General features: G+C 49.7%; 21 protein-coding genes and 5 tRNA genes. 6 read left to right on the plus strand and 20 right to left on the minus strand.

The window, feature by feature from the left end; genetic code table 11:
• Positions 1-2: 2 nt before the first annotated feature.
• The 9 genes from nusG to QOL41_RS04275 form a co-directional block, all read right to left on the minus strand.
• The gene (gene nusG / locus QOL41_RS04235; RefSeq protein ID WP_073322889.1) at positions 3-542 is read right to left on the minus strand and encodes a transcription termination/antitermination protein NusG; all 540 of its coding nucleotides are present in this window, start codon (positions 540-542) and stop codon (positions 3-5) included.
• A gap of 5 nt (positions 543-547) precedes the next feature.
• Complete coding sequence (secE, locus tag QOL41_RS04240; RefSeq protein WP_072980610.1) at positions 548-736, minus strand: preprotein translocase subunit SecE; 189 nt, start codon at positions 734-736, stop codon at positions 548-550.
• 19 nt (positions 737-755) lie between these two features.
• Positions 756-828 (minus strand) — tRNA-Trp (locus QOL41_RS04245).
• A gap of 12 nt (positions 829-840) precedes the next feature.
• Complete coding sequence (gene rpmG, locus QOL41_RS04250; RefSeq protein ID WP_072801172.1) at positions 841-993, minus strand: 50S ribosomal protein L33; 153 nt, start codon at positions 991-993, stop codon at positions 841-843.
• A gap of 12 nt (positions 994-1,005) precedes the next feature.
• Positions 1,006-2,190, minus strand: coding sequence for an elongation factor Tu (gene tuf, locus QOL41_RS04255; protein ID WP_072981006.1), 1,185 nt, complete (start codon positions 2,188-2,190; stop codon positions 1,006-1,008).
• Positions 2,191-2,212: 22 nt separating this feature from the next.
• Positions 2,213-2,284: transfer RNA gene (locus tag QOL41_RS04260), tRNA-Thr, on the minus strand.
• Between the two features lie 46 nt (positions 2,285-2,330).
• Positions 2,331-2,413: transfer RNA gene (locus QOL41_RS04265), tRNA-Tyr, on the minus strand.
• Positions 2,414-2,423: 10 nt separating this feature from the next.
• Positions 2,424-2,496 (minus strand) — tRNA-Thr (locus QOL41_RS04270).
• Between the two features lie 236 nt (positions 2,497-2,732).
• Positions 2,733-3,641 carry a hypothetical protein gene (locus QOL41_RS04275; protein ID WP_283428781.1) on the minus strand — a complete coding sequence of 303 codons (909 nt, stop codon included), beginning with the start codon at positions 3,639-3,641 and terminating at the stop codon, positions 2,733-2,735.
• 88 nt (positions 3,642-3,729) lie between these two features.
• Here QOL41_RS04275 and QOL41_RS04280 point away from each other — a divergent pair, with 88 nt between their 5' ends.
• The 3 genes from QOL41_RS04280 to QOL41_RS04290 all read left to right on the plus strand — a co-directional run bounded on the left by QOL41_RS04280 (position 3,730) and on the right by QOL41_RS04290 (position 7,001).
• A complete protein-coding gene (locus tag QOL41_RS04280) occupies positions 3,730-4,137 on the plus strand; it encodes an acyl-CoA thioesterase (RefSeq protein WP_173654678.1) in 408 nt (135 codons plus the stop codon).
• Positions 4,138-4,342: 205 nt separating this feature from the next.
• On the plus strand, positions 4,343-5,167 hold the full coding sequence (locus QOL41_RS04285; RefSeq protein WP_283428782.1) for a TIGR02147 family protein: 825 nt from the start codon (positions 4,343-4,345) through the stop codon (positions 5,165-5,167).
• 10 nt (positions 5,168-5,177) lie between these two features.
• Positions 5,178-7,001: a hypothetical protein gene (locus QOL41_RS04290; protein WP_283428783.1), complete on the plus strand. Its 1,824-nt coding sequence runs from the start codon at positions 5,178-5,180 to the stop codon at positions 6,999-7,001.
• A gap of 68 nt (positions 7,002-7,069) precedes the next feature.
• Here the strand turns inward: QOL41_RS04290 and QOL41_RS04295 are convergent, their stop codons facing one another.
• Entirely contained in the window at positions 7,070-9,058 is a 1,989-nt protein-coding gene (locus QOL41_RS04295) for a histidine phosphatase family protein (RefSeq protein WP_283428784.1), read from the minus strand.
• 153 nt (positions 9,059-9,211) lie between these two features.
• On the opposite strand from QOL41_RS04295, the gene QOL41_RS04300 reads away from it, so the two are divergent.
• Positions 9,212-10,501 (plus strand): replication-associated recombination protein A, encoded by a 1,290-nt coding sequence (locus tag QOL41_RS04300; RefSeq protein ID WP_283428785.1) that lies wholly within the window; start codon positions 9,212-9,214, stop codon positions 10,499-10,501.
• Positions 10,502-10,513: 12 nt separating this feature from the next.
• On the opposite strand, the gene QOL41_RS04305 is transcribed toward QOL41_RS04300, so the two are convergent.
• The 9 genes from QOL41_RS04305 to QOL41_RS04345 all read right to left on the minus strand — a co-directional run bounded on the left by QOL41_RS04305 (position 10,514) and on the right by QOL41_RS04345 (position 20,741).
• On the minus strand, positions 10,514-11,569 hold the full coding sequence (locus QOL41_RS04305) for a M48 family metallopeptidase (protein WP_349362388.1): 1,056 nt from the start codon (positions 11,567-11,569) through the stop codon (positions 10,514-10,516).
• A gap of 24 nt (positions 11,570-11,593) precedes the next feature.
• Positions 11,594-12,154, minus strand: coding sequence for a LemA family protein (locus tag QOL41_RS04310; protein WP_283428787.1), 561 nt, complete (start codon positions 12,152-12,154; stop codon positions 11,594-11,596).
• A 124-nt stretch (positions 12,155-12,278) separates the two neighbouring features.
• On the minus strand, positions 12,279-13,034 hold the full coding sequence (locus QOL41_RS04315; protein ID WP_283428788.1) for a YggS family pyridoxal phosphate-dependent enzyme: 756 nt from the start codon (positions 13,032-13,034) through the stop codon (positions 12,279-12,281).
• The gene (gene lon / locus QOL41_RS04320) at positions 13,034-15,388 is read right to left on the minus strand and encodes an endopeptidase La (RefSeq protein ID WP_173654683.1); all 2,355 of its coding nucleotides are present in this window, start codon (positions 15,386-15,388) and stop codon (positions 13,034-13,036) included. The genes QOL41_RS04315 and lon overlap by 1 nt, the downstream gene beginning before the upstream one ends.
• Positions 15,389-15,468: 80 nt before the next feature.
• Positions 15,469-17,229 (minus strand): pectate lyase family protein, encoded by a 1,761-nt coding sequence (locus tag QOL41_RS04325; RefSeq protein WP_283428789.1) that lies wholly within the window; start codon positions 17,227-17,229, stop codon positions 15,469-15,471.
• 218 nt (positions 17,230-17,447) lie between these two features.
• Complete coding sequence (gene clpX, locus QOL41_RS04330; RefSeq protein ID WP_283428790.1) at positions 17,448-18,761, minus strand: ATP-dependent Clp protease ATP-binding subunit ClpX; 1,314 nt, start codon at positions 18,759-18,761, stop codon at positions 17,448-17,450.
• Complete coding sequence (locus tag QOL41_RS04335) at positions 18,761-19,351, minus strand: ATP-dependent Clp protease proteolytic subunit (RefSeq protein ID WP_072799965.1); 591 nt, start codon at positions 19,349-19,351, stop codon at positions 18,761-18,763. The genes clpX and QOL41_RS04335 overlap by 1 nt, the downstream gene beginning before the upstream one ends.
• Positions 19,352-19,363: 12 nt before the next feature.
• The gene (tig, locus tag QOL41_RS04340) at positions 19,364-20,623 is read right to left on the minus strand and encodes a trigger factor (RefSeq protein ID WP_283428791.1); all 1,260 of its coding nucleotides are present in this window, start codon (positions 20,621-20,623) and stop codon (positions 19,364-19,366) included.
• A gap of 38 nt (positions 20,624-20,661) precedes the next feature.
• A tRNA-Leu gene (locus QOL41_RS04345) sits at positions 20,662-20,741 on the minus strand.
• Positions 20,742-20,914: 173 nt separating this feature from the next.
• Between QOL41_RS04345 and QOL41_RS04350 the strand changes: the two genes are divergently transcribed.
• Positions 20,915-21,832, plus strand: coding sequence for an acyltransferase family protein (locus QOL41_RS04350; protein ID WP_349362390.1), 918 nt, complete (start codon positions 20,915-20,917; stop codon positions 21,830-21,832).
• Here QOL41_RS04350 and QOL41_RS04355 read toward each other — a convergent pair.
• Complete coding sequence (locus tag QOL41_RS04355) at positions 21,796-22,899, minus strand: acyltransferase family protein (RefSeq protein WP_283428793.1); 1,104 nt, start codon at positions 22,897-22,899, stop codon at positions 21,796-21,798. The two genes, QOL41_RS04350 and QOL41_RS04355, sit on opposite strands and share 37 nt — an antisense overlap.
• Before the next feature lie 63 nt (positions 22,900-22,962).
• On the opposite strand from QOL41_RS04355, the gene QOL41_RS04360 reads away from it, so the two are divergent.
• A complete protein-coding gene (locus tag QOL41_RS04360; protein ID WP_283428794.1) occupies positions 22,963-24,039 on the plus strand; it encodes a glycosyltransferase family 2 protein in 1,077 nt (358 codons plus the stop codon).
• The last annotated feature ends 27 nt before the right edge of the window (positions 24,040-24,066 follow it).

Below are 24,066 nucleotides of genomic sequence, written 5' to 3' on the forward strand. Positions count from 1 at the left end.
TCTTAAGCGATGTCGGACTCAACCTGGTTGTAGGAAAGTTCGACAGGCGTAGAACGACCGAAGACAGTCACCATGACCTTGATCTTGGTCTTGTCTTCCATGATTTCGTCTACGACGCCCACAAAGTCCTTGAAAGGACCTTCCTTGATGCGGACATTTTCGCCAATTGTGTACGGATTTTGGATCTCGCCTTCCGCGGAGCCACTAGGATCAACTCCAAGAAGACGATCGACCTCGCTCTGTTGTAAAGGAATAGCCACCCTCTTGGTGGGTGTCATTCCTAAGAAATGGGTGACGCCATTGATGTTCATCACCAAATGCTGGGTGAGCTCGTCCAGCACCATTTCGATGAAAACGTAAGTGGGCATTGCGTTCTGCACCGATACATGACGACGACCGCGAACGGTGGAAACCACTTCGCGGGTCGGAACAATGATACGGCCGAACTTTTCCTGAACGCCTTCGCGTTCAATCATCTGCTCGATACGTTTCTTAATGTTATTTTCTTGACCGGAAAAGGTGTGAATGGCATACCAAAGCATACTAGTTAACCTCTTCCCATAATCTTGTCAATGATCCAAGAGAAACCAACGTCGAGTCCGGCAATGTACAGACCCATAATGACGCTAAAGAGCATCACTACCAAAGTCGAACCCTTAAGTTCTTCCCAAGTAGGCCAAGTAACTTTCTTCAGTTCCTCGATGGATTCCTTGACATATTGCTGGATCTTGCGCATAATGACTCCAGGAAGTGAGCAGGTCGGGAGGGACTCGAACCCCCAACCAACGGTTTTGGAGACCGTGACTCTACCAATTGAGCTACCGACCTATTCGGACTTCCTTACTTGGTTTCCTTGTGAACAGTATGCTTGCGGCAGAACGGGCAGTACTTCTTGTACTCCACGCGGGAGGGGTGAAGACGCTTGTTCTTGTCGCAGTCATAGTTGCGCTGATTGCATTCGGTGCATTCGAGCGTGATGAGTTCTCTGGGCATTTTATTATCCGATTACTTGATGATTTCGGTTACGGAGCCAGCGCCAACGGTACGGCCACCTTCGCGGATTGCGAAGCGGAGCTGCTTTTCCATTGCCACCGGGGCGATCAGGTTCACGTGAATGGTCACGGTGTCACCCGGAGTCACCATTTCAACACCTTCCGGCAGCTGGATCGTGCCAGTCACGTCGGTGGTGCGGAAGTAGAACTGAGGACGGTAGCCGTTCATGAACGGAGTGTGGCGGCCACCTTCGTCCTTCGTGAGGACGTAGATTTCTGCCTTGAATTCGGCGTGCGGAGTCACGGACTTCGGAGCTGCGAGCACCTGGCCGCGGCTGATGTCCTTCTTTTCTGCGCCGCGGAGGAGCAAACCGACGTTGTCGCCAGCCTGGGCGTCGTCGAGGAGCTTGCGGAACATTTCAACGCCGGTAACCACGTATTCGGCGGTTTCGCCGAGACCAACGCGTTCGACCTTGTCGTTCAGGTGAACAACGCCGCGTTCGATACGACCGGTAGCGACAGTGCCACGACCAGTGATGGTGAACACGTCTTCGATCGGCATCAGGAACGGCTTTTCGGTTTCACGGGCCGGAAGCGGGATGTAGGTGTCGCAGGCGTCCATGAGTTCCATGATCTTGTCCTGGTAGGCAGGGTCGCCTTCGAGGGCCTTGAGGGCGGAACCGCGGATGATCGGGGTGTTGTCGCCGTCAAATTCGTACTTGGACAGAAGGTCACGAACTTCCATTTCCACGAGGTCGAGGAGTTCTTCGTCGTCCACCATGTCGACCTTGTTCATGAACACGACGATCTTCGGCACGCCCACCTGGTGAGCGAGGAGGATGTGTTCACGGGTCTGCGGCATCGGGCCGTCGGTAGCTGCAACAACGAGGATAGCGCCGTCCATCTGGGCAGCACCGGTCACCATGTTCTTGACGTAGTCGGCGTGCCCCGGGCAGTCGACGTGAGCGTAGTGACGGTTTGCAGTGGTGTATTCCACGTGGGAGGTGTTGATCGTGATACCGCGGGCCTTTTCTTCGGGAGCGTTGTCGATTTCGTCGAAACGCTTGGCGGCGGCGAGACCGCGTGCAGCGAGAGTCGTGCAGATTGCGGCGGTCAGAGTGGTTTTGCCGTGGTCAACGTGGCCGATGGTGCCGATGTTGCAGTGCGGCTTGCTTCTGTCAAAATGTTCTTTTGCCATGATTCTATCTCCAATTAGTGAGAGCCCAGATCGGGAGTCGGACCCGAGACCTCTTCCTTACCAAGGAAGTGCTCTACCACTGAGCTACCTGGGCTTAATAGCCTGCTGAAGCGCTCTCTGCTTCAGCAGGCTTTTTATCGTGGGCCGTCGTGGTTTCGAACCACGGTAGGCGTAAGCCAACGGATTTACAGTCCGTCCCCTTTAACCACTCGGGCAACGACCCATTATGTCTAAGCCAAAGATAGGAATCGAACCTACGACCGGCTGATTACAAATCAGCTGCTCTACCAGCTGAGCTACTTTGGCACTGTCTAAATTCATTACTGAACATAGAAGTGTGCCAAATTTAATAAGATTTAACCCGACTTGTCAACGAAAAACGTCAAAAAAAGCAAAAATTTTTCATTTTTTTCAAGAAACCTGTCTACATCATAGATAAAAGAGTGTGAATAAATTGTGAATAGTTTTAAAAAGTCAAAAAAGAACCCCTTTTCGGCGGAAAAGGGGTCTAAATTATTCAACCACAATTAGTTATAAATTGATTAATACCACAAGTCTTCCATACCGAGAGACCCGTCCAAAAAGCCCGCGCAAACGTCCTTTTTCAGGTACACGGCCATATCTTCCAGGGTCAAGGTCTTACCATCCTGCGTTTCGGGGACCAAATAGGTTATAGTCGAGCCATCACAATACACGCCAGAAACGTCGGATTCTCGACGATAAGCGCTGCAAACATTCGCAAGCGTATCCAAAGACACTCCGGTATAGGCTTCTGCTATATAGAACGATCCTGTTGGCACACCAGCAAAGTCATATTTCATAACTAGCATGGACATGGCCTTCGTTGGAAATACCGCAGTCATAATAACGGTATCGGCAGTAAGATTGACATCGCAACTCAGGGCCGGTTCGCTAGATTCAGCATTGCCATAGATCCATTTCCCGGGTATTTCGGACATCATATCCTTATAGGTATCATAAAAGTCGTCGCACTGGCTCTTAAAACTCGGGACCATGTTGCCAAGCATCAGCGATTTCGAGAATTCGTTCACAGAACCAAGTTCCGCCTTGCCTCTAACACGAGAGTTAGAACAAGACGTTTCTATACCTTCTATAGACTCCTGTATACTTTCACAAGCATCTTGTGACTCACCCTGAAAAACGCCTGTCATCATGACATCGACATAGTAATACGAAGGATCTCCCGCTTCGACATCGTATATCACATTCAGGTTGGCGTCATACATCGCCAAGTCATAAATCATTTCCAAAGTCACATGATCACCCTGAGAATACACATAGCAATCAAATGATGCGTTGGAGCCCTTTTTCAAATGACGTTCGTGCAAGGGCGTGCCATAGTCATCGGAGCGTTCTAGCCATCCAGATTCTTCCGTTGTACAAGCTGCAAATACAAATGGCAAGAGCAAAGCACCCAAAACATATTTCATAATTTCTCCTTATTGGTCGTTGTACAATATAGTCTTTTTTTTGCGAAATTGGCAACAAGTTAACCAAATGAGTTTTTATATTTAGGGCATGGAAATTTGTACATATAAACACACCGCAAGAATTGAAGTCCGCTACGCAGAGACCGACCAAATGGGCATTGTCCACCACTCCGTTTACGCAGTATGGTTCGAACAAGCCCGCACCGAATACTTCCGCACCGCAGGTGCAAGTTACGCAGACATGGAAGCTGAAGGCTTCGGAGCCCCAGTACTTGAACTCAATATCAAGTTCAAGCAGCCGACCCGCTATGGCGAATTCGTAGACATCGAAACCACTATGTACCGCGAAGGCCTCAAGGTGCGGTTTGAATACAAACTATACGTAGACGGCAAGCTCTGCACCCTCGGGACCTCGCTCCACTGCATGCTGAAAAACGGCAGACCCACCCGCGAACTACCGAGCAGCTTCAGCAAGTTCGAATTCGTAGAAGCATAGACTTTTCTCGATACTGCATACAGAACGACCGGCTTTTTGTCCGGTCGTATTTCTTTTATAGGATTTGGCTCGATAAGGCGCCAATATGTGACGCAGGTATCATAATTTTGACTTTTTTTATTTTGTATCATTAAAAACTTGTTTGATGATACAAAATTATCTATATTCAAAATGCGGGGGTAATTCACCCGTGTTAGGAGAATCTATGAAACCAATAACTGAATATCGTGATTATCGCTGCTGCATGCAGGACTTTTACGATGAACGCAAGAGGACGGGTTCGTTCACTTGGCGAGAGTTTGCCCGCTTGGCGGGCTTCACATCGCCAACGTACTTGAAGCTTGTGTGCGAAGGGAAAAGCAGCCTCAGCGAACTGGGGATCGAAAGAGTCGCCACGGCCATGAATCTGGGGGGCTTCGAATACAATTATTTTCGCTATCTGGTGCGGTACAACCAAGCCAAGGATGACGAAACAAAAAAGAACGCCTTCGCAAGCATGAAGGATATCGCGAAAGCGAACAAGATTCGAGTGGTCGATGCCGACGCCTTCACGTATTTTGAATCTTGGAAAAATCCAGTCCTGCGTGAACTGGCGACCATGATGCCAGGCGCCACCCCCGAAGCAGTCGCCGAGATGTGCTGGCAGCCGGTTACAGCAGAAGAAGTTCGCAAGTCACTAGACTTTATGGTGAGCGTCGGAATATTACAGCGCAAGTCGAAAAACGTCTATGTACAGACAGACAAAGCATTGGTCGGCAATTCCGAAGTGATGCCCCTAGTAGTGCGCTCCATGCTCCGCGAAATGGCCGGCTTTGGACAGAAGGCTATCGACGAGTTCGACACCAATGAACGCGATGTTTCCGGCGTGACCATGGGAATCGACCGAGAAACCTATGAACAAATTGTGCGGGAACTAGAATCCTGCCGCAGAAAAATTGTGGCTATCGCCAACACGAGTAAGGAACCGTGTCAAGTTTACCGCTTAAACTTGCAAATGTTCCCATTGTCAAAGAATACACAAAAAAAATAGCGAGGAGTATATGAATAATTACATAAAGACAAACGTTTTATGCTGTGGGTTGTTGGGTGCCCTCGCATTGACGGCCTGTTCAGATTCCAGTACCGCCCAAAACTTCGGTACCACCGAAGAGAGGAACGCATTCTGGGATGAATCATCCAATCTTGTAGCATGGAAAGTCATGAAGGGTTCCGACATTCAGTTGGAAAACACCAAGAAAGCACTACTCGGTCGCGTTTCGCTGGAAAAATCCGGCGCAAACGGCCTTGCCCGCGCAGGCATTGCCTACGACGTTTCCAACTCGGATGGTTCTCCTGCAGATCTTTCTGTGGGTAACGACGGCCTTTGCATTGCATACCAGTCTGATTTTGACGTAGAAGTCCGCCTCGATACGGAAGACTACGCCAGCTCTTCTGTGGACAAGGACGTGCCCTATGTCAGCTTGAGCATGAAGGATGGTGGCAACGAAAGCCATTGCGCTAGCTGGAAAGACTTTAGGACGAAGGATTCGGACGACAAGGACGGTTCTAAATTCGCCACGAAGGTGCGTTCCGTGCAGTTGGTCTTTGTGGGTGCATCGGGTTCGTCGGGTGAATTCAGCATTCAGCGACTGACTCCGTATGTTCGCTCGGACTTGTGGTTTGGCAAATCAGATGGCGCTCATGTAGAGACTGGTTTTGCTAAAGGCGATGAAGGAACCTCGGGCCAATTGACTTTCTTTGGAGATTCTTCCGAAGCCTATTTCGAATGGGGTTACCCCCACGATGATACGGAACTGGACGAAAAAATCGATAACAATGAAGGCATTGATGGCAACGTTGTCTTCGAGGGTTCCAGTCCCAATCCGGATGTCGGTTTTGAATTCCTTGTCGCAGGCAAAACCACTAAAAACGACAAGGACTTTATTTACACGGCAAACGTGTCTAACCTGTGGAAAGGCATGTGTCTGGAATACGATTCGCAGATGGATATCGTCATGGAACTCGTTCCCGGAGATTCCTCGGCAGGTACCCTTGAAAACGATGTCAAGACAATGACCTTTGCGAAGAACTACGACATGGAAAAGAACTGTGTGGTATTCGCAGACGTTCTGGATGGTTCCGACGATATCCTGAAGCATTTGGCAAAGATCCGCGTGAAATTCGCAAAAGAAAACAAGGCTGGAACGGCTGTCGAAATCAGGCGAATCAGCGCCTTGGTACCGGAAAATCTTTCTGTCAAGGAATCTGGCGAATTAAAGGTAGTGACGCCGACGCAGTCTTCTAACTACAAGTCGGGAACAAGCTTCTTGTGGGACGGCTCCGTTGACGGCGACCATGTGGACCTCGGCATTTCCGGTGCAACGGCTGGCGGAGTTTGGACCAATTCTCCCGAAGAAACGGATAGATATACCTTCGGGTTCCCCAAAAATCTTAAAACTGACGATAACGGATACGTCATTGCGTCCTTGGTAAGCAAGTATCACAAGTTTACTGGATACGTGAAATCTGACGAAGATGACAACAATATTGCAACGATTAGCCTCAACACCGTGAGCTCGAACTTGGAACCAGCCGACATTAGCGCCTGGAATGGTTTCTGCATCCACTACGAGGCGGATAGCGAAATCAGAATCACGATTGTCACGGACTCTGCGGCACACAAATACTGGTACGCCGAAGTGCCGTACTCCGACGATATGGTTTGGGGCAAGGTTTCTTGGGACGCCTTCCAGAATATCGACGAAGAATCCGATGAAAAGATCGAAGATGTCATTGGAGTAGTTTCTCAGGTTCAGCTCCGATTCCCCTACGATGGCGGATTTACCGTAGACAAGTTCGGTTCTTACGACCAGTGCGGTAAGTAAAAGAAGTTTGGTGGTTAAAGAGGAAATAGCCGCGAGAAATCGCGGCTATTTCTGTATGATACTTCCATCTAGTTCGCATACCCAGACTTGAGACCGCGAACCGCGACATAGCGGCGATTTCCCTTCTTGTCAATGATAATCGCAACGCCTGCTAGGTTGTTAATCCACTTGCCGCCATCATATTTCTTAAGTTCAATCTGCAAGTTTGAACAATAAGCCACAAGCGGAACCATCACCTTGTCATGTGAACTCAAAAGGACGAACTTTTCTGTCGGGTACTTCTTGAGAAGAACATCCTCGATAAGCTCCACGGAACGTTCGGCGAGATTGTAGTATGCGGCATTATCACCCGTCGAATAAGCACCCGTGTAGGCGTACTTAGAAGTCACTTCCCAGCCACCGCCACACTCGCTCTTCGCCTTTTCGAGAGCCTCATTATTCTTGGCATACCAATCATCGTTCAGCTGCGGAATCGTATCGCGCTTGTCGTAAGACTGCCCACGCCCCTTCGCAATCGATTCCACCGTCTGATGGGCGCGCAAGAATTCAGAAGCACCAAGGACAAAGTCCTCGCTGAACTTCGTGAGTCGAGCGCCAAGTTCTTCGGACTGTTTTTTGCCATTATCCGTAAGCGTCCCACCCTTGCTCGTATCGTCACCACGTTCGGCATGGCGGATCACAAAGATGACGCGTTCATCGTCCTTGATACTTTCATAGACATCCTGGATATCCACAAATTCCTTTGCATCAGACTCCAAGACAAAATAACGGTCTTTTTCAAGAGCTGTCGCCTCACGCCATTCCTTCTTTGCACCATCGTACGTAAAGAAATTGCCCGAGTACGCACCACGACGGACTTCGCCATCTTCGGCGGGTATTGTATCACCAATGAAGTCCTTCAAGCTATCCGGGATGAGCACCCATCCATCCTTTTCATTACAGATAAAGCGGTAAAGTGAATGTTTCAGATCGTTATACGACTCTGCATAAAAACGACTAGCCTTATTCTTGACAAAGAATATTTCCCCCGCAGAACTGCCATCGCATTCCGGGAATTCCAATTCCTTCATGGTGAAGTTCGTGAGGAACTTATCAAAGTCTTTATTCTTAGGGAAACGTTCTTTGACGTATTCGCAAGTGAGATCATAACCACCAGATATTTTCAATCCAAGAGCATTATCGGCAGCTTTAATCCGAGTCTCTTCGTCGTCCCACTTACCATCCTTTGCGACATCGGCAACTATAGCCTTAAACGTTCCTACAAAATCGTAATCATCGAATAAAGCAGAACCAGCAGTAATCTGCAACAAGAGCGTTGCCGCCACAAGAGCAGTCCCAGACTTACTAGCCTTAGAAAGATCAATCGTCTCGGTTTGGTCAAAATCAATAGCATCCAAGTGGAACATATTCCACACATCTTCAGCAGCCTTGCTCTTTGCAGCTTCAAAAGAAAGCTTGTCCTTCCCTGCCAAAAGTACAAGAGCACGTTCCGTTTCAAGAGTCGTCAAGAGACCCAAGTTGAACTTTTCATTCGAGGAAACATCCCCTAAGGCAGAGAATGTAATCGGATTAGACTTTCCATCGAAAAGATTTGTAAAGGTTACTTCAGCGGAGACTTGAACAAAAGACTGAATCAAGTTGACATTCTTGAATTCATAAGCGCCGTCCTCGCCAATTTCTGCCGAGAAAACATTTTCCGTTTCACCATAGTCATCAGCGGAATCCAACTCCACCATTTTGACCTTTTGGACACTGGTATAGCTATCCAAATCAACAACACCAGAAACGCCGACACTAGAAACGGAATCAATAACGCCGAGATCTTCGTCAGGATCAACCTCTTTTAAGCTAGATGAAGAGCCAAGTTCTTCAACGCTACTTGACGAAGATGTCTTTTTTGAGATTGAACTTGATGACTCAACAACATTTTCAGAACTAGACGATTCTAATTCGTCTTGAGCATCTTCCTTCTGATTACTGACAGAATCATCTCCACATGCAATCAAAAAAGCTGCTACTAAAGTAGAAAGCGAAATCTGCTTAAAAAAGGTCCCCATAAATCGTCCCCCTTATCTTCAAGTTTTGGTGAACCCAAAACACCCATAACAAAATTATATTTTTTTGGGAAATCTTGTTGTAGCGGCCCCAAAAGGCTTGACAGGATTTTCAAAATAGTATACATTTGTACACAAAAATAAAGCATTTGGATTATGGATCAGCCGCTCGCCGAAAGATTACGCCCCAGAAACTTAGATGAGTTTTTAGGCCAGAACAAGATTCTGGGCGAGCAGAGCTTGTTGCGCAAGAGTCTCGAAAACGACAGCGTGCCGAGCATGATCTTTTGGGGCCCTCCGGGCTGCGGAAAGACGAGCCTCGCCCACGTGATTCGCCAACATACCAAGAAAGCGTTTGTCGCCCTGTCGGCTGTGGCCAGTGGCGTCAAAGAAGTCAAGGAAGTCTTAGCAGATGCCCGCAGAATGAAGGGCATGTTCAAGGACACGATTCTTTTTATCGACGAAATCCACCGCTTTAACAAGGGCCAGCAGGATGCGCTGTTGGGTGCCGTCGAAGACGGCACGGTGACGCTTATAGGCGCCACCACCGAAAACCCGGGGTTTGAGGTCAACAGCGCTTTACTTAGCCGCTGCCAGCTGATTCTTTTTGCGCCCTTAAGTAAAGACGACTTGCGCACGCTGATTTTCAGCGCCTTGCGCGATCATCCTCGTGGCTTGCAGCTGAAGGATGTTGAAGTCGAAGACGCCGTCGTCGATAAACTCATAGCTCAGTCCGACGGTGACGCACGATTCCTGCTGAATCAGATTGAATGGATAGGCAAGAATCTAGGCGACAAGAAAGTCATCGACGAAAAACTCCTCGAAGAATTTCAATACAAGAAGCCCCTGCGCTACGACAAAGGCGGCGAAGAGCATTACAATTTAATTTCTGCCTTGCATAAGTCCGTTCGCGGTTCGGACCCTGATGCCGCCCTCTATTGGCTGCACCGTATGCTGCAAGGTGGCGAAGACCCGCGATTCATTCTGCGCAGACTCATGCGCATGAGCATGGAAGATATCGGCCTCGCCGACCCGAACGCTTTGTTACTTGCTACGAGCGCCCGCGAAGCCTACGACTTTATGGGAATTCCCGAAGGCCTGATCGCCCTCGACGAACTTGCGATTTACCTTTCGCTTGCCCCCAAGAGCAACAGCGTGGAACTCGCAGGAATGAAGGCCGACTCAATCGTGAAGCAGACAGGCACTCTCCCTGTACCACGCGCCTTCCGCAATTCGGTCACGAAGGTCGGCGAAAAATTGGGCTACGGAATCGACTACCAGTACGATCACGACAGCCCCGGCGCTTACTCCGCTCAAGAACACCTGCCCAAGCAACTCGAAGGCACCGAGATTTACCAGCCCAAGCCCTACGGCAAGGAAAAGCAACTCGGCGAAAGACTTGCGCAGCTTAAGCAGATTAAGCGAGAGAAGAATAATCAGAAATAAAAAGCAATTCCCTTAGAACTGCTTCAACAGCCGAATTCTCTCTGGTGTGTCGGGATGGGTGCAGAACATGATGTTTGCTTTGGCAATCCAGCCCTTGAGTTTCATGTTGTTGTCAAATTCTTCGTCGGGGTGAATAATGTAGAGCTGTGCCACGTCGCTACGGCGAACGCTATCAAGGCCCGGTTCATCTGAAATCTTCTGCAAGGCAGAGGCTAGCGCCCAAGGGTCGCCACAGAGTTCAGCACCGCCGGCATCGGCCACGTATTCGCGGGTGCGAGAGATTGCAAGACGCGTAAACCAGCTAAAGATATAACCGACAGTACTCCAAATAATAACCAGCATCAGAATAAAGATGATAATGACTCCGCCGCCATTGCCCCCACCACGTCTGTTGCGCGGACGCCGACCCGCTCCACGGAGCATTGCCGAAAGCAGCTTTATAGAAATCGTCTGAAGGGTCGCAAAAATGCCCACGAACACAATGCACACGACCATGAGTCGCGTGTCACGGTTCTTGATATGCGTGAGTTCGTGGCCCACAACAGCAGAAAGTTCAGCGTCATTCAGTTTTTCAATAAGGCCGGTCGTGAGCGTAATGGTAAACGAGGGCACGTCAATGCCGCTCGCGAATGCGTTCAGGCCAGAGTCCTCCACAATGTTGATTTGCGGCATTTCGATGCCGCCCGCAATGCAGAGGTTTTCGACAATATTATAGACGCGCAGGTTATCTTTGCGTTCAAGAGGCTTGGCATGCGTCGTATGGCGAATAATAGCGGTATTTGCGCAATAAGCGATAATGAACCACACACCTACAATCTGGAGTGTATACGGGAGCACAGTCCAAAAGGCATCCCACACTTCGGGCCAATGCATTAGGCCGTATTTCATGTGCGTCGTATGGTCAGCAGGACAACCACCCTGCATCAGGGGGCAGAGCGCCCCAAAATAATCCATAATGACGATTGTCGCAAAGACCATTCCCAAAATAATAAGGGGGAACATGCACAACAGCAAAACACTGTTGCGGTTGTTCCGCCAAATCTGGGTTTGAAGGCCTACGTATTTCATTGAAGGCGTTTGCGCCCCACTGCCTTAGAACTTTATTTCGGGAGCTTTGTTGAGCGTTTCGCGGCCTTCGGTAGCTTCGTACATGGGTGCACGCTTGAAGCCGAACATGCCTGCTACAATGTTGCTCGGGAATACTTCGCAAGCGTTGTTGAGTTCGCGAGTCGTCGAGTTAAAGAAGCGGCGTGCGGCAGAGAGCTTGTTTTCGATATCGGCAAGTTCGTTCTGCAACTGCAAGAAGTTCTGGTTGGCCTTAAGTTCAGGGTAAGCTTCAAGCGAAATGCGGAGCCCGGCAAGCGCACCAGAAAGAGCCTTGTCAGCCTGAACCTTTTCATCAACGGTCGTTGCATTCATAGCAGCGGCACGGGCCGAGGTCACCTTATCAAGCGTCTCTTTTTCGTGAGTGGCATAACCCTTGACCGTACTCACCAACTGAGGCACCAAATCAAAACGCTGCTTGAGTTGCACATCGATGTTTGCAAATGCATTTTCGCGGTTATTGCGGAGTTTCACCAGTCCGTTATACATTCCGATGAACCAGGCGATCAGCACCACCACGACAATGCCGGCAATAATCCCAATAGTCATATTTTACTCCTTTCTGTTTTCTTAGTTAGAAATGTATATAAAAAAAAGATGCCCGAGCAAGTCGGGCATGACAAAAAAGAGTATGAGAATGACTAATAATAGCGTAAAAATGACTATTTAAACGCTAAACAGGGTCGTTTACCGGCTTGGAATAGTCGCGTTCGCCGAAAAGGGCCGTTCCCACGCGAATCATGGTGGAACCTTCTTCAATGGCGACTTCCAAGTCACCGGTCATACCCATTGAAAGCTGGTCAAAGTTGGCGAATACACCGCCCTTGGCCAAGAACTTTTGCTGCAGATTACGGAGGAATGCAAAGCATTCACGGCTATCTTCGGCAACACCGGTATTCTTGCCGATGGTCATGAGCCCACGGAAACGCAAGTGCGGATATGCGGCACCGCGCGATTCCAAGTCAGCAAGGAAAGCCTCGGCTTCGTGCACATCGAGCCCGCTCTTGGTTTCTTCTTCACCAGCGTTAATCTGAAAGAGAATGTCCAAAATCTTGTTTTGGGCAGCGCAGACTTTTTCGAGCTTTTCAACCGCTTCGATGCTTGCGATGGAATGAATACAGTCGGCAACAATCGCCGCTTTCTTGAGCTTGTTACTTTGTACAGGACCAATCACGTGGCAACGCACGCGACTGCCATCTTTTGCAGTTCGCGGCTCAGAGAACTTGAGTTCGGCTTCTTGCACGCGGTTTTCACCGAAATCGGTGGCACCGAGCGCAATCGCATTCTCCACAGCTTCTGCTGGGTGGAACTTGCTCACCCAAACAAGCTTTACCGAGTCGCGGCTACGGCCCGCAATCTTGCAGGCTTCGGCAATCCTTGCTTCGAGAGCAGCAAGGTGCTCACGCATTTCATCAAGTGTGAATTCCATTACTTCTTTTCTTTTTTCGCAGAGTCTGTTTTCGTTTCCTTGAACAGCACCTTGATAATTTCGTCAATGTGCTTGTGCGTGAAAATCTTGAGGCCTTTCTTTGCAGGCGCCGGAAGTTCGTTCACGTCCTTCTGGTTCTGCGCCGGGAGTCGCAAGGTCTTTACGCCGGCCTGGAGGGCTGCAAGCGCCTTTTCGTTCAAACCACCAATTGCAAGGCATGCACCCGTCAAGCTCACTTCGCCAGTGAATGCAATTTCAGGCGAGACAGGCTGCTTGGTAAATGCAGAGAGCAAGCAAAGCGTGAGGGCAATACCGGCAGAGGGGCCATCCTTGGGCACAGCGCCTTCGGGCACGTGAATATGGATGTCTGTCTTTTTCACGATATTCGGATCGATACCAAAGCGGCTCAGGCGTTCGCGCACAAGGCTGAGTGCTATCTGTGCCGATTCCTTCATCACGTCGCCGAGCTTACCCGTCATCAAAAGCGTACCCTTGCCAGGCAAGAGCATGCATTCAATCGGCAAGATTTCGCCACCGACACTTGTCCATGCAAGGCCAACGATAACACCCGGGCGGCCTGCAGCAGGCAGCTGGTTGTCGAGGTAACGTGGAGCGCCCAGGTAATCCTGCAAAGTCTTTTCCGTCACTTCGGTCGTGTACTTCTTGCCCATCACCTTGTCTTTTGCACGGTGACGCACTACGTTTTCAAGAGTACGTTCCAGTTCGCGCACGCCCGCTTCACGCGTCCATTCGCGAATTACCTTCGAAATAATGCCATCTTCAAAAGCGACATCCTTGCCGTTTTCGATACCGGTGCGTTCGCAAATGCGCGGCACCAAGTACTTGCTTGCAATCTGCAACTTTTCGTGCGGATAATAACCGGGCAGGCGCACCATTTCCAAACGGTCGCGCAAAGCTTCGGGGATTTCGGCTTCGTTGTTTGCCGTCGCAATAAACAGCACGCGACTAAGGTCGAGGCCCACTTCCATAAAGTGGTCGGTAAAGTCATGGTTCTGTTCGGGGTCCAAAACTTCGAGCATGGCGCTGGCGGGGTCACCGCGGAAGTCGCTTGCCATCTTGTCGATTTCGTCGAGCAAGATAATCGGGTTCATGCACTTGGCACGGCGAAGCGCCTGGATAAAGCGACCCGGCATAGCACCAATGTAAGTGCGGCGGTGGCCACGAATTTCAGCTTCGTCACGCACGCCACCCAGGGTAATGCGCACAAAGTTACGCTGCATGGCATTCGCAATCGATTCCACAAGCGTCGTCTTACCCACACCCGGAGGACCAACCAAGCAAAGAATCGGAGCACGGCGTTCAGTACCCGTCAGTTTCAAGACCGCCACGTATTCCATAATGCGTTCCTTGACCTTGTCGAGGCCAAAGTGCTTGGAATCGAGTTCGCTCTTCACCTTTTTCATGTTGAGCACGGTGTCGGTGTATTCGCCATACGGGAGCGTCAGGAACCAGTCCAAATAGTTACGGCTCACGGCATATTCCGGAGACGTCGGCTGCATCAGCTTCATGCGACCAATTTCATCTTCAAGCTTTTCTTGAATAGCGGCCGAGAACTTTTTCGCCTTGATTTTCTTGAGCAGCTGATCCGGTTCAGATGAATTTCCATTTTCGCCATCGAGCTCATCTTGCAACTGGCGAATCTGTTCCGAAATAAACCATTCCTTCTGCTGCTGGGCCATCTTCTGGCGCACGTTCTGCTGCACCTTGACCATCATGGTGTCGGTATCGGCAGCCACCTGCATAATTTCAATCAGGCGTTCGGCAAGCTCATCGATTTCACCGATTTCGAGCAAACGCTGGCGTTCGTCCATCGAAATCTGCAAGAACGGAATCATGCCATAAAAAGCGTTAATCTGGCTATCCATGGTAAACAGGGCGTCTACCATGCCTTCAGAAATGTTCCTGTGCAGCGAGTATTCCTTGAACTGCGTGAGCACCGTTTCAAAGCGCGGGCTCTTGTCGGAATTTGTAATCGCAGGCTTGTGTGCCGAAACAGTCACCATCAAGAAGTTGTCCTTGGTGGTAATGGAACGCAAGTCCACCACGCAGTCGCCATCGAGCACCACCTTCACGCAACCGTTCGGGAAGGGAGTCACATTGCTTACATGCGCCAGAATGCCCACCGAGTAAAGGTCGAGCATCGGGTTTTCAATTTCTTCCTGTTCAATATTCTTTTGAGCCGAAAGAATAATCTGTCCATCGTGCGATTCAGCGTATTCAAGTGCGCGCAAAGAAATATCCCTGCCGACCAAAATGCGGCGGGTCGTGTGCGGAAATACAACAGCATCCCTCAGAGGGAGCAACGGATACGATTTCGAAGTGTCTAATGCCATACGCTACAAAGATAGTATCTTTAAAAAAAAGCCAGTCTGCATTTAGTTGCAAACTGGCTTTTGGTTTGGTTAGGAGGTCACTATCGAATTCGAACAGTGTGGCTCTCGGAGCCCACGCGCACCAGGTAGCCGCCAGCGCCGGGGAGCGGCACTACCAGCTGATTGCCAGTCGCAATGGTCTTGCGAATCAAGCGTCCCTGCATATCGAACACTGTAACAGGCTTTGCGTTTGCGCCTTGAATCAGCAAGTCGCGGCCCGAGACAGAAAGGTTAATGCGAGCGGCAGTCACAGCCACAAAGCCAGTCGAAGTCTCGCTGCTCGAAGAAAGTTCTGCAGTCTGCGAGGAACTGGAGGCGACTGTTTCGCTAGAGCTAGAGGCCACGCTGCTGCTAGACTTCGGCTCAGTATTGCCGGCGCCCGTCACGGTAATCGATCCGCTCTTGGATGCATTCTTGGAAGCGCCCGTCGTCGTCACGGTGAATTTATATGCGCCCGGTGCAGCTGTAGAAGCGACCGTGCCCGAAATGTAGTAGTCAAGACCCTTGAGCGTACCCGTCACACCCTGCGGAAGGCCCGTTACGGTGGCACCTGTTGCGCCTTCAATCGTGTAGTAGAATTCCACGATAGAGGCACCTTGGGCCACTTCCTGATTTGCGCTGCCCGAGCCGTGCTTGGTGAGGCTAGCCTCGCCCGCGACAGGCGTCTGCGACGAGCTGGACTTGGCAGAAGAACTCGATGCAGGCACAACACTGCTGCTGGACTTTGCCTGCGAAGAACTCGACACCACTACGCTAGAAGAAGAAACCGGAGTCACCTGCGAGCTACCCGGAGCCGGGAGCGTTGGGCCAGCGTAAGCCTGGATGGAATCACGGAGCGCGTAAGCTTTTGCCTGATTACTCACATCGGTAACGCTCATTTGGTATGGCGGCGTGAACGCAGTTCCTTGGCCTGTTGTGTTGCCGGAGGTCTTTTCGTAATAGTTGTTAATCATCGAAACTTTGGCATCTTCTTTGGACTGATTGTTGTAATCCAAAGGATTTTTTACACCAATGAACACATTGCTTTCGACACGGATGTTTGCCTTCATGCCGGCACGAACGCAATAGCTTGCGGCAGAGCTTGTGTAGAGGTTGTTAACCACATGAACCTGGCCAAATCTCACGCGGGGCATACGTTCCTTTACACCATCGCCCCACCAGTTATGGTGCACGGTAATCTTCAAGGCGTTAGCATCTGCAGTTTTTGAATCACTATTGCCGAAAAGATTGGAAAATTGATGGTTCTTGGATTTGGACGTATAGGTGAACTTGCTCCACGAGACTGTAATATAATCAGACTGGTTTACAATGTCCATGTTACCATCGTGCCCGTCGTAGACATGAACATGGTCAATCCAAATGTTTTTTGCTTCATGATTTATTTGTAAGCAGTCTTCATCATCTTCATCGACCGCACCAACACCTTGCACAGAAATGTTTCGAACAATCACGTTCTTGGAGCCGGAAATCTTGATACCGCTTCCTTTGGACGGCTGAGTGATTGTGACTCCAGGATAGCCGTAAAGGGTAACGTTGCTACCGACTTCCACGGTACCTGCATAAGTACCAGGCTTGATGTAGATTGTTTTGTTGCCCGCTTTGGCGTAGCTTTTAAGATCGCTGACGTTGTCAACGGTGACTGTGCCGTAATTGGCTCCGCCAGTGGTGCTGCCGTTTTGGGTCGCCCAGCCCGTCAGCGGAAAATCAGGTGACGTGGCCGCAATCGCGGAAGTTGCGAGGGCTGCGCCCAATGCTGCGCCTACGGCAAGAGTTCTAGACCAGTTTTTCTGTGTTTTAACCATATCATCCATCCCTTATTTTGTCATTTCAAGCCACCACGCTCGAAAATGTTCTCAAATTTCTTCTCAAAATTTATATTCAAAAACGACTAAAGTCAATAGGTCCAGATAAGCAAAAATGTATTTTTATCCTTATTTTTATGGCAATAAATAAAGAAATGGCGAATTTTATTCAAATTCGCCATTCATAAAATGTTCTCAAAAATTTATTTTACAATTAACTAAGATGCCTTTTTGCGACTTTTCTTTGCCGTTTCGGCACCAGCATTAAGAGCAACAGTCTTGTCCGCAGACTTTTTTTCGGGAGCCTTGAGACCGTTCTTCACGATTTCAGCGGTCACCACGAATTCCTTGTTGCCAGAACCCGGCATTTCAAACATGGCCTTCTGCAAAGTCTTTTCCATTACGGAGCGGAGCCCGCGGGCACCTGTCTTGCGGACCATGGTTTCGCGAACAATTTCCTTGAGAGCGTCGTCTTCGAACTTGAGCTCGATTCCGTCCATTTCGAACAAGCTCTTGTACTGTTTCACAAGGGCATTCTTCGGCTGGGTCAGAATATTCAGGAGCGCAGCCTCATCGAGTTCTTCGAGGGCGACAGCCACAGGCAAGCGGCCCACGATTTCAGGAATCAAACCGAACTGAATCAGGTCATCGGGTTCCAAGAGCTTGAAGAGTTCGCTGAGCGAGTTTTCTTCGGCGCTACGGATGTCGGCGCCAAAGCCCATGCCACCCGTATTCACGCGGCGAGAAATAATCTTGTCCAGCGTTTCGAAGGCGCCACCGCAAATGAACAAGATGTTCTTGGTATTCACCTGCACCAGCGGCTGTTCCGGATGCTTACGGCCACCCTTCGGCGGAACTGCAGCAACCGTACCTTCCAAAAGCTTCAAAAGACCCTGCTGCACGCCTTCGCCACTTACGTCGCGAGTAATAGAGGGGTTGGCAGTCTTACGGGCAATTTTATCAATTTCATCGATAAAGATAATACCGCGTTCGGCGCGGGCCACATCGTAATCGGCAGCCTGCAACAGGCGCACGATAATGCTGTCCACATCTTCGCCCACATAACCAGCTTCAGTCAGCACGGTCGCATCGGCAATAGTAAAGGGCACATCCAAGAAACGCGCCATGGTCTGAGCCAAGAGCGTCTTACCCGAACCAGTCGGACCCACCAACAGCAAGTTCGATTTTTCGACTTCTTGCGCATCGGGGTGAGCCTGCTTGTAGCGCAGGCGCTTGTAGTGGTTGTACACCGCCACAGAAAGGGCGGTCTTCGCCTGATCCTGGCCAATCACGTATTCGTCCAGGTGCGCCTTGATTTCGGTCGGGAGCGGGAGCGGTTTCGAAGAAGCTTCGGCAGCAGCAGATTCCTGCTTGGCGCGCACGCGGTCTTCTTCGATAATGCGGTGACACATCGCAACGCAGTCGCTACAAATCTGTACGCCTGCGCCCGTAATCATCTTCTCGACGCGTTCTGCGGGCTTGCCGCAAAAACTACACGTAACCGTCGGGTGATTTTTCCCGCTACGATACATTAAATGCCCTCTTTACGCGGAACAAAAATTTCATCGATGACACCGAAGGCCTTTGCTTCTTCGGGGCCCATATAGAAATCGCGGTCGGTCTTTTCGCGGACTTCGTCAATCGACTTGCCGGTATGCTTGGCAACGATTTCGGCCAAGGTTTCCTTGGTGCGCACGATTTCTTTTGCGGTAATCTGGATGTCGGTCGACTGACCGGTAGCAGCGCCAGACGGCTGGTGAAGCATGATGCGGGAGTGCGGGAGCGCGTAACGCTTGCCCTTGGTACCTGCCGCAAGCAACACTGCAGCCATCGAAGCGCAGTTACCAATGCAGATGGTCGCAATGTTCGGGCGAACATGCTGCATGGTGTCATAAATGGCAAGCCCTGCCGACACGTAACCACCCGGGCTGTTGATGTACAGCGTGATATCCTTTTCCGGATTCTCGTATTCAAGGAAAATCAACTGGGCCATGACGTTGTTCGCCACTTCGTCGTTAATCGGAGTGCCCAAGAAGATAATACGTTCCTTAAGGAGACGGGAATAGATATCGTAGGCGCGTTCACCGCGTCCGGTGGTCTCAATGACGGTAGGGATGATCATTCAGTATACCTCTTACTTGTTTTCTTCAGCAGCCGGGCGGATACCAACGATGAAGTCGGCAGCCATCTGAACACGGAGTTCGTCGCGGAGCTGGTTGATACGGCCGGACTGACGGAAGTGGCCCTTGAGGGTTTCGAAGTCCACGTGGTAAGCGTCAGCCATCTGCTTCAGGCGAGCATCGACGTCAGCCTGTGCCGGCTTGATCTTTTCCTTGGTAGCGATGAAGTCGAGAATGCGGTGCTTCTTGATTTCGCGGATTGCTTCCGGAGTAAGGCCGTTCAGCTGTTCTTCGGTCGGTTCCACCACGTCCTTTTCGCTCTGGGCATTGCGGTTCAGCGTCCACTTGATGAGGTCATAAACGCGGGCCTTCGGCACTTCGAACGGGTTAGCTTCGATGATCTTGTCGATAGCTTCGTTGATAGCCTTGTTCTTGGCGCTGTCCTGCTTCTGGTTAGCGAGGCCTTCGGCGAGGTTGTTCTTCAGGTCTTCGACATCCTTCACGCCAATCTGCTTGCAGAATTCTTCGTCCATGGTCGGCGGAACAATTTCGCGCACGTCGGTGACTTCGACCTTGAACTGGGCGGTCTTGCCGCGATAGCGTTCGTCCTTGTGGTCATCCGGATACTTGAAGTTGATTTCCTTGGTTTCGCCAGCAGAAGCACCCGTGAGGCCTTCGTCGAATCCCGGAGAGGCAGATTCGCCGAGGAGAGAACGGAATTCCTTGTTTTCCGGGAGTTCCTGCTTTTCGCCGTCGATCACGACTTCGATGTAGTTGCCGACAACCACGTCGCCCTTCTTGGCAGCGCGGTCCACATGTTCGTCCTTGCTCCACATCTGAATCAAGCGGTCATATTCGGCCTGGACTTCTTCTTCATGAACGGCGGTTTCCGGAACGGTGATACCCGTGTCAGCATAGCCCTTGATGTCGATTTCCGGATCCATTTCGACTTCGACCTTCAGTGCGATGTCTTTTTCCTTGTCGTCGTTGAATTCAACGACCTTCATCTGGCCAACGGGGATAATATTTGCGTTCTTGAGCGCTTCCTGAACGAGCTTGTTCACGACTTCATCCACAGCTTCCTGACGGATTGCGCCGCCGAACTGCTTCAGGATCATTGCCTTCGGCACCATGCCCTGGCGGAAACCCTTCATGGAGACCTGCTTCTTGTATTGACCCAGTTTCTTTTCGAAGGGAGCAGTGAGGTCTGCCTGCGGGATGGTGATTTCGAGGGTGCGCACGGTTGCGCTTGTTTCTTTGATTTCTACGCTCATATGAACTCCGAGAGTCGGTTAAAAAGTATTGAAAAACATGCGAGAGGAGGGAGTCGAACCCTCACACCGAAGTGCCAGATCCTAAGTCTGGTGCGTCTGCCAATTCCGCCACTCTCGCGATTTTGCACCCAAAGATACAAAATTTTTCATTTCCCGATATCCCCATTTACCTTATTTATCGTTAGGAAGGGCGATTTTGTAAAAGAAAGATGCTAATTTTAAGTTATGGAAATCACACCGACCAAAAGACAGCTCTATCCCGATATCGCTTGCGGTTTTCTGATTATCCATATGGTATTCGGCCACATCACGCAACATGCGGGACTATGGCAAGGGCAACAAACCCTGTACTCTTTTTGGTGCAGCCTGATATTTTTCATGATGCCCTGGTTTTTCTTTAAAGCCGGAATGTTCTTTCGCGAAAAGCCCACCCTTGTCGAAATCAAGGCGTCGGCAAAAAGACTCCTAATTCCCTTCGTGCTATTTTCACTCTGCGGTGCATGCCTCGAATATGCTGCCAAAATGAGCCACGAAGGCTTTACAACCGCCGGATTCATTCGAGATAACCTGCACGCCCTACTTATGGGAGGCGCCCTTGAAAGCAACCCGCCGCTTTGGTTCCTGTTCAGCCTCTTTTTTGCAAGAATTATTTTCAACATTCTCTTTAAAAAACTGCCCGACTACATCATCGCCATTATCGGACTTGTTGTAGCATGCGTCCTTATGCAAGTTTCCCTAAACTTGCCCCATTATTTCGGGAATGTATTTGCAGGCCTATTTTTCCTTGCAGCAGCCCATTTCTTAAAAGACAAGCAATTCAAGTTTCCAATCCTGATTGCCGCCATCGTGACATTCATCGCCGTTTATGCTGTTGACTTTCCTCAAGTCGACATGCACCTCCACAAAATCTTTAGCGGCACCTATCTCCTATGGCTCCCGGCATCTCTTGCAGGCATCGTTATTCTCGACCATATCGCGAGAATCCGCCTGGTCGAAAAAATAAGACTGCAAGTTATCGGCAAAGATTCCATGACCTATTACGTGTTGCACTGGCTCGTAATAGTATGCGCCTCAATTGTCGTTAAAAGAATATGGCCCGAGGCATCCCCAGAATTAAAGGTCGCGCTCTACACAATCGCCTGCGTTATAACGCTCCCCCTCGCAAGCTCAATCTACAAGCGTGCAAGCAAGCGATTCCATAAGGAATAGGCTTTTTCCGAAATCCAGATTTCAAGCGCCGATACATGCAGCAGCTTGAACAGCAGCCTGCGAACCCATTCCAAAAGAGAACAGCCCAAGTAGACCGATACAACAATCGCTACAAACCAAGGCGCCGCCTTATAAAGCGGGAGTTCTACCAAGTAGGCAAAAGGAGCTTCACCAAACAAGGTCCAAAGCATCGGCTGCATGTGTATCAGGTACACACCAAAAGCAAGCGGCGAGAGGAACTTCACAAGAGTCAAAGCGACCTTGCCCAAGTTGATTCGAGAGAACAAAATCAAAAGCATTACCGAAGCTACAATAATCGTCGGCGAAGTATATTCCAGCAGCACATTGGTATGCGCGTTTTCGGCACCTGTCAAGCGGACCGACAAATAAGCAAGTCCAAATTTCACAATCCAGTTGCACGCAATTGCACCGCCAAAAACGGCCACGTAAAAGCGGGCGCACCTATTCTGCAACAACCCATGATGGCGAATCGCCGCCCCGAGAATATACATCACGATTAGCCACAAGGCGCTATAACCGTTCATCGTATAGAAAACATCACTATCGACAAGTGTCGGCAAAATCGAAAGCAGCACAAACACAATCGCAAGGAACTTCACAACAGTCTCTTTAGAAACGCCAAGCACAAAGCGCTGCATAAACGGCATAAAGAAGAACATCAGGAAATACGCCGAGAAATACCAATACCGCTCAAAAAGAACCGGAAGCCCCGACTTTAAAATATCGCCAACACCGAATACACCCGGGCACAAGAAATACAACAACAGCGCAATGCCCAAAGAATAGAATTCCACCTGGAACCAGAGCGCCACAATATTTTTAAGCTTAAAAGTCGAATAGATTCCCACGTAACCCGAAATCAGTGCATAACAGTTGACCGCACAAAGAATCAGGTTTTCAAGTCCCCACGCCGCATAGTAATTCGGCGAGCCATAGGGAGCATGTCCTAAAATGCCGCCGGCCCCCAGCACATGGAGCATGACGATCATCTGCATCGAAACAATGCGCAATAAATCAATGCCATAATTCCTTTTGTTTTCAGTCATCGTCAATCTTTCTAGGGGTTTATTTTTGTAAATTGCTTCTATAAATATAATAGAAATTTCGCTATGCCTAAAGTCAGTGTCATTGTTCCCGCCTACAATACGTGCGATTCCTTTTTCAGGAAGTGTATTGAAAGTCTTGTAGGCCAGACACTCAAGGATATCGAAATCATCGTTATCGATGACGGCTCCACCCCGGAACAAGGTAGCGACGCTCCCTGTGTGAGGCTCGCAAAGCAATACGCAAGCGCCGATTCGCGAATCAAGTTTTTGCAGCAAGACCACAAAGGCGTTTCCGAAGCCCGCAACCTGGGCATTCAAAAAGCCACTGGCGAATACACCGTATTCCTCGATTCCGACGATTGGTTCGACACAGACGCTCTAGAATCACTCTATAATTTCGCGAGCACGCAAAAATCCGATATCACGATATTTGAAAACTATCGCGACACCGAAAATTCATGCCAAGCATTCAAGGCATTCGACAGCGACATCAAACTTTTTGAAAACGACAACCTTGCCGAACTCATCAAGAACGCAGTCCAAACAAATCCCCTGCATTGTGGCATTATCATCGGAGTATGCTGCAAGTTCTACCGCAGCGATTTCCTGAAAAGCAATAATCTGATTTTCCGCAAGGGAATCTCGCTCGGCGAAGATAGATTGTTCTTCTTAAACGCCTTATGCAAGCGCCCGAGACTTTCGTATCTGTCTAGGCCATTCTACCATTACCGCGAATCCGAAGGCTCTCTGTCGCAGGCGCTCCGCAAAGATTTCGGCGCCCTTGTAGCCAACAGCGAAAAACTCATTGGCGAGCTCCCCCTCTGCGATATTTACGGTATCGACAGAACCCGCTACCTTTCGTGGCTATACACGGATATGTCGCGAATCGTATATGCATCGCTCATTCAATATTACTTGAATCCGCAAAACAAGGAATCGTTCTTTGAGTCGCGCAAGAACTTCCTTGAATTTATAAACCTCGATGCAACCCAAAGGGCCCTCGAAAATTATAATCAGGACGCTTTCACGCAAAGAGACCGTTTCAAGTTCTTCCTCTGCAAGCATAAACTGTTCTCAGTCCTATACCTATTCAAGGTCAAGCTTTCGCTGCAAAGAAAAATTCTATGCCGTCACAAGTAAACAAACGTATCGCGAAGAATACCCTGT

The sequence above is a fragment of the Fibrobacter sp. UWB10 genome (genome assembly GCF_900182935.1).
Lineage (GTDB): Bacteria > Fibrobacterota > Fibrobacteria > Fibrobacterales > Fibrobacteraceae > Fibrobacter > Fibrobacter succinogenes_O.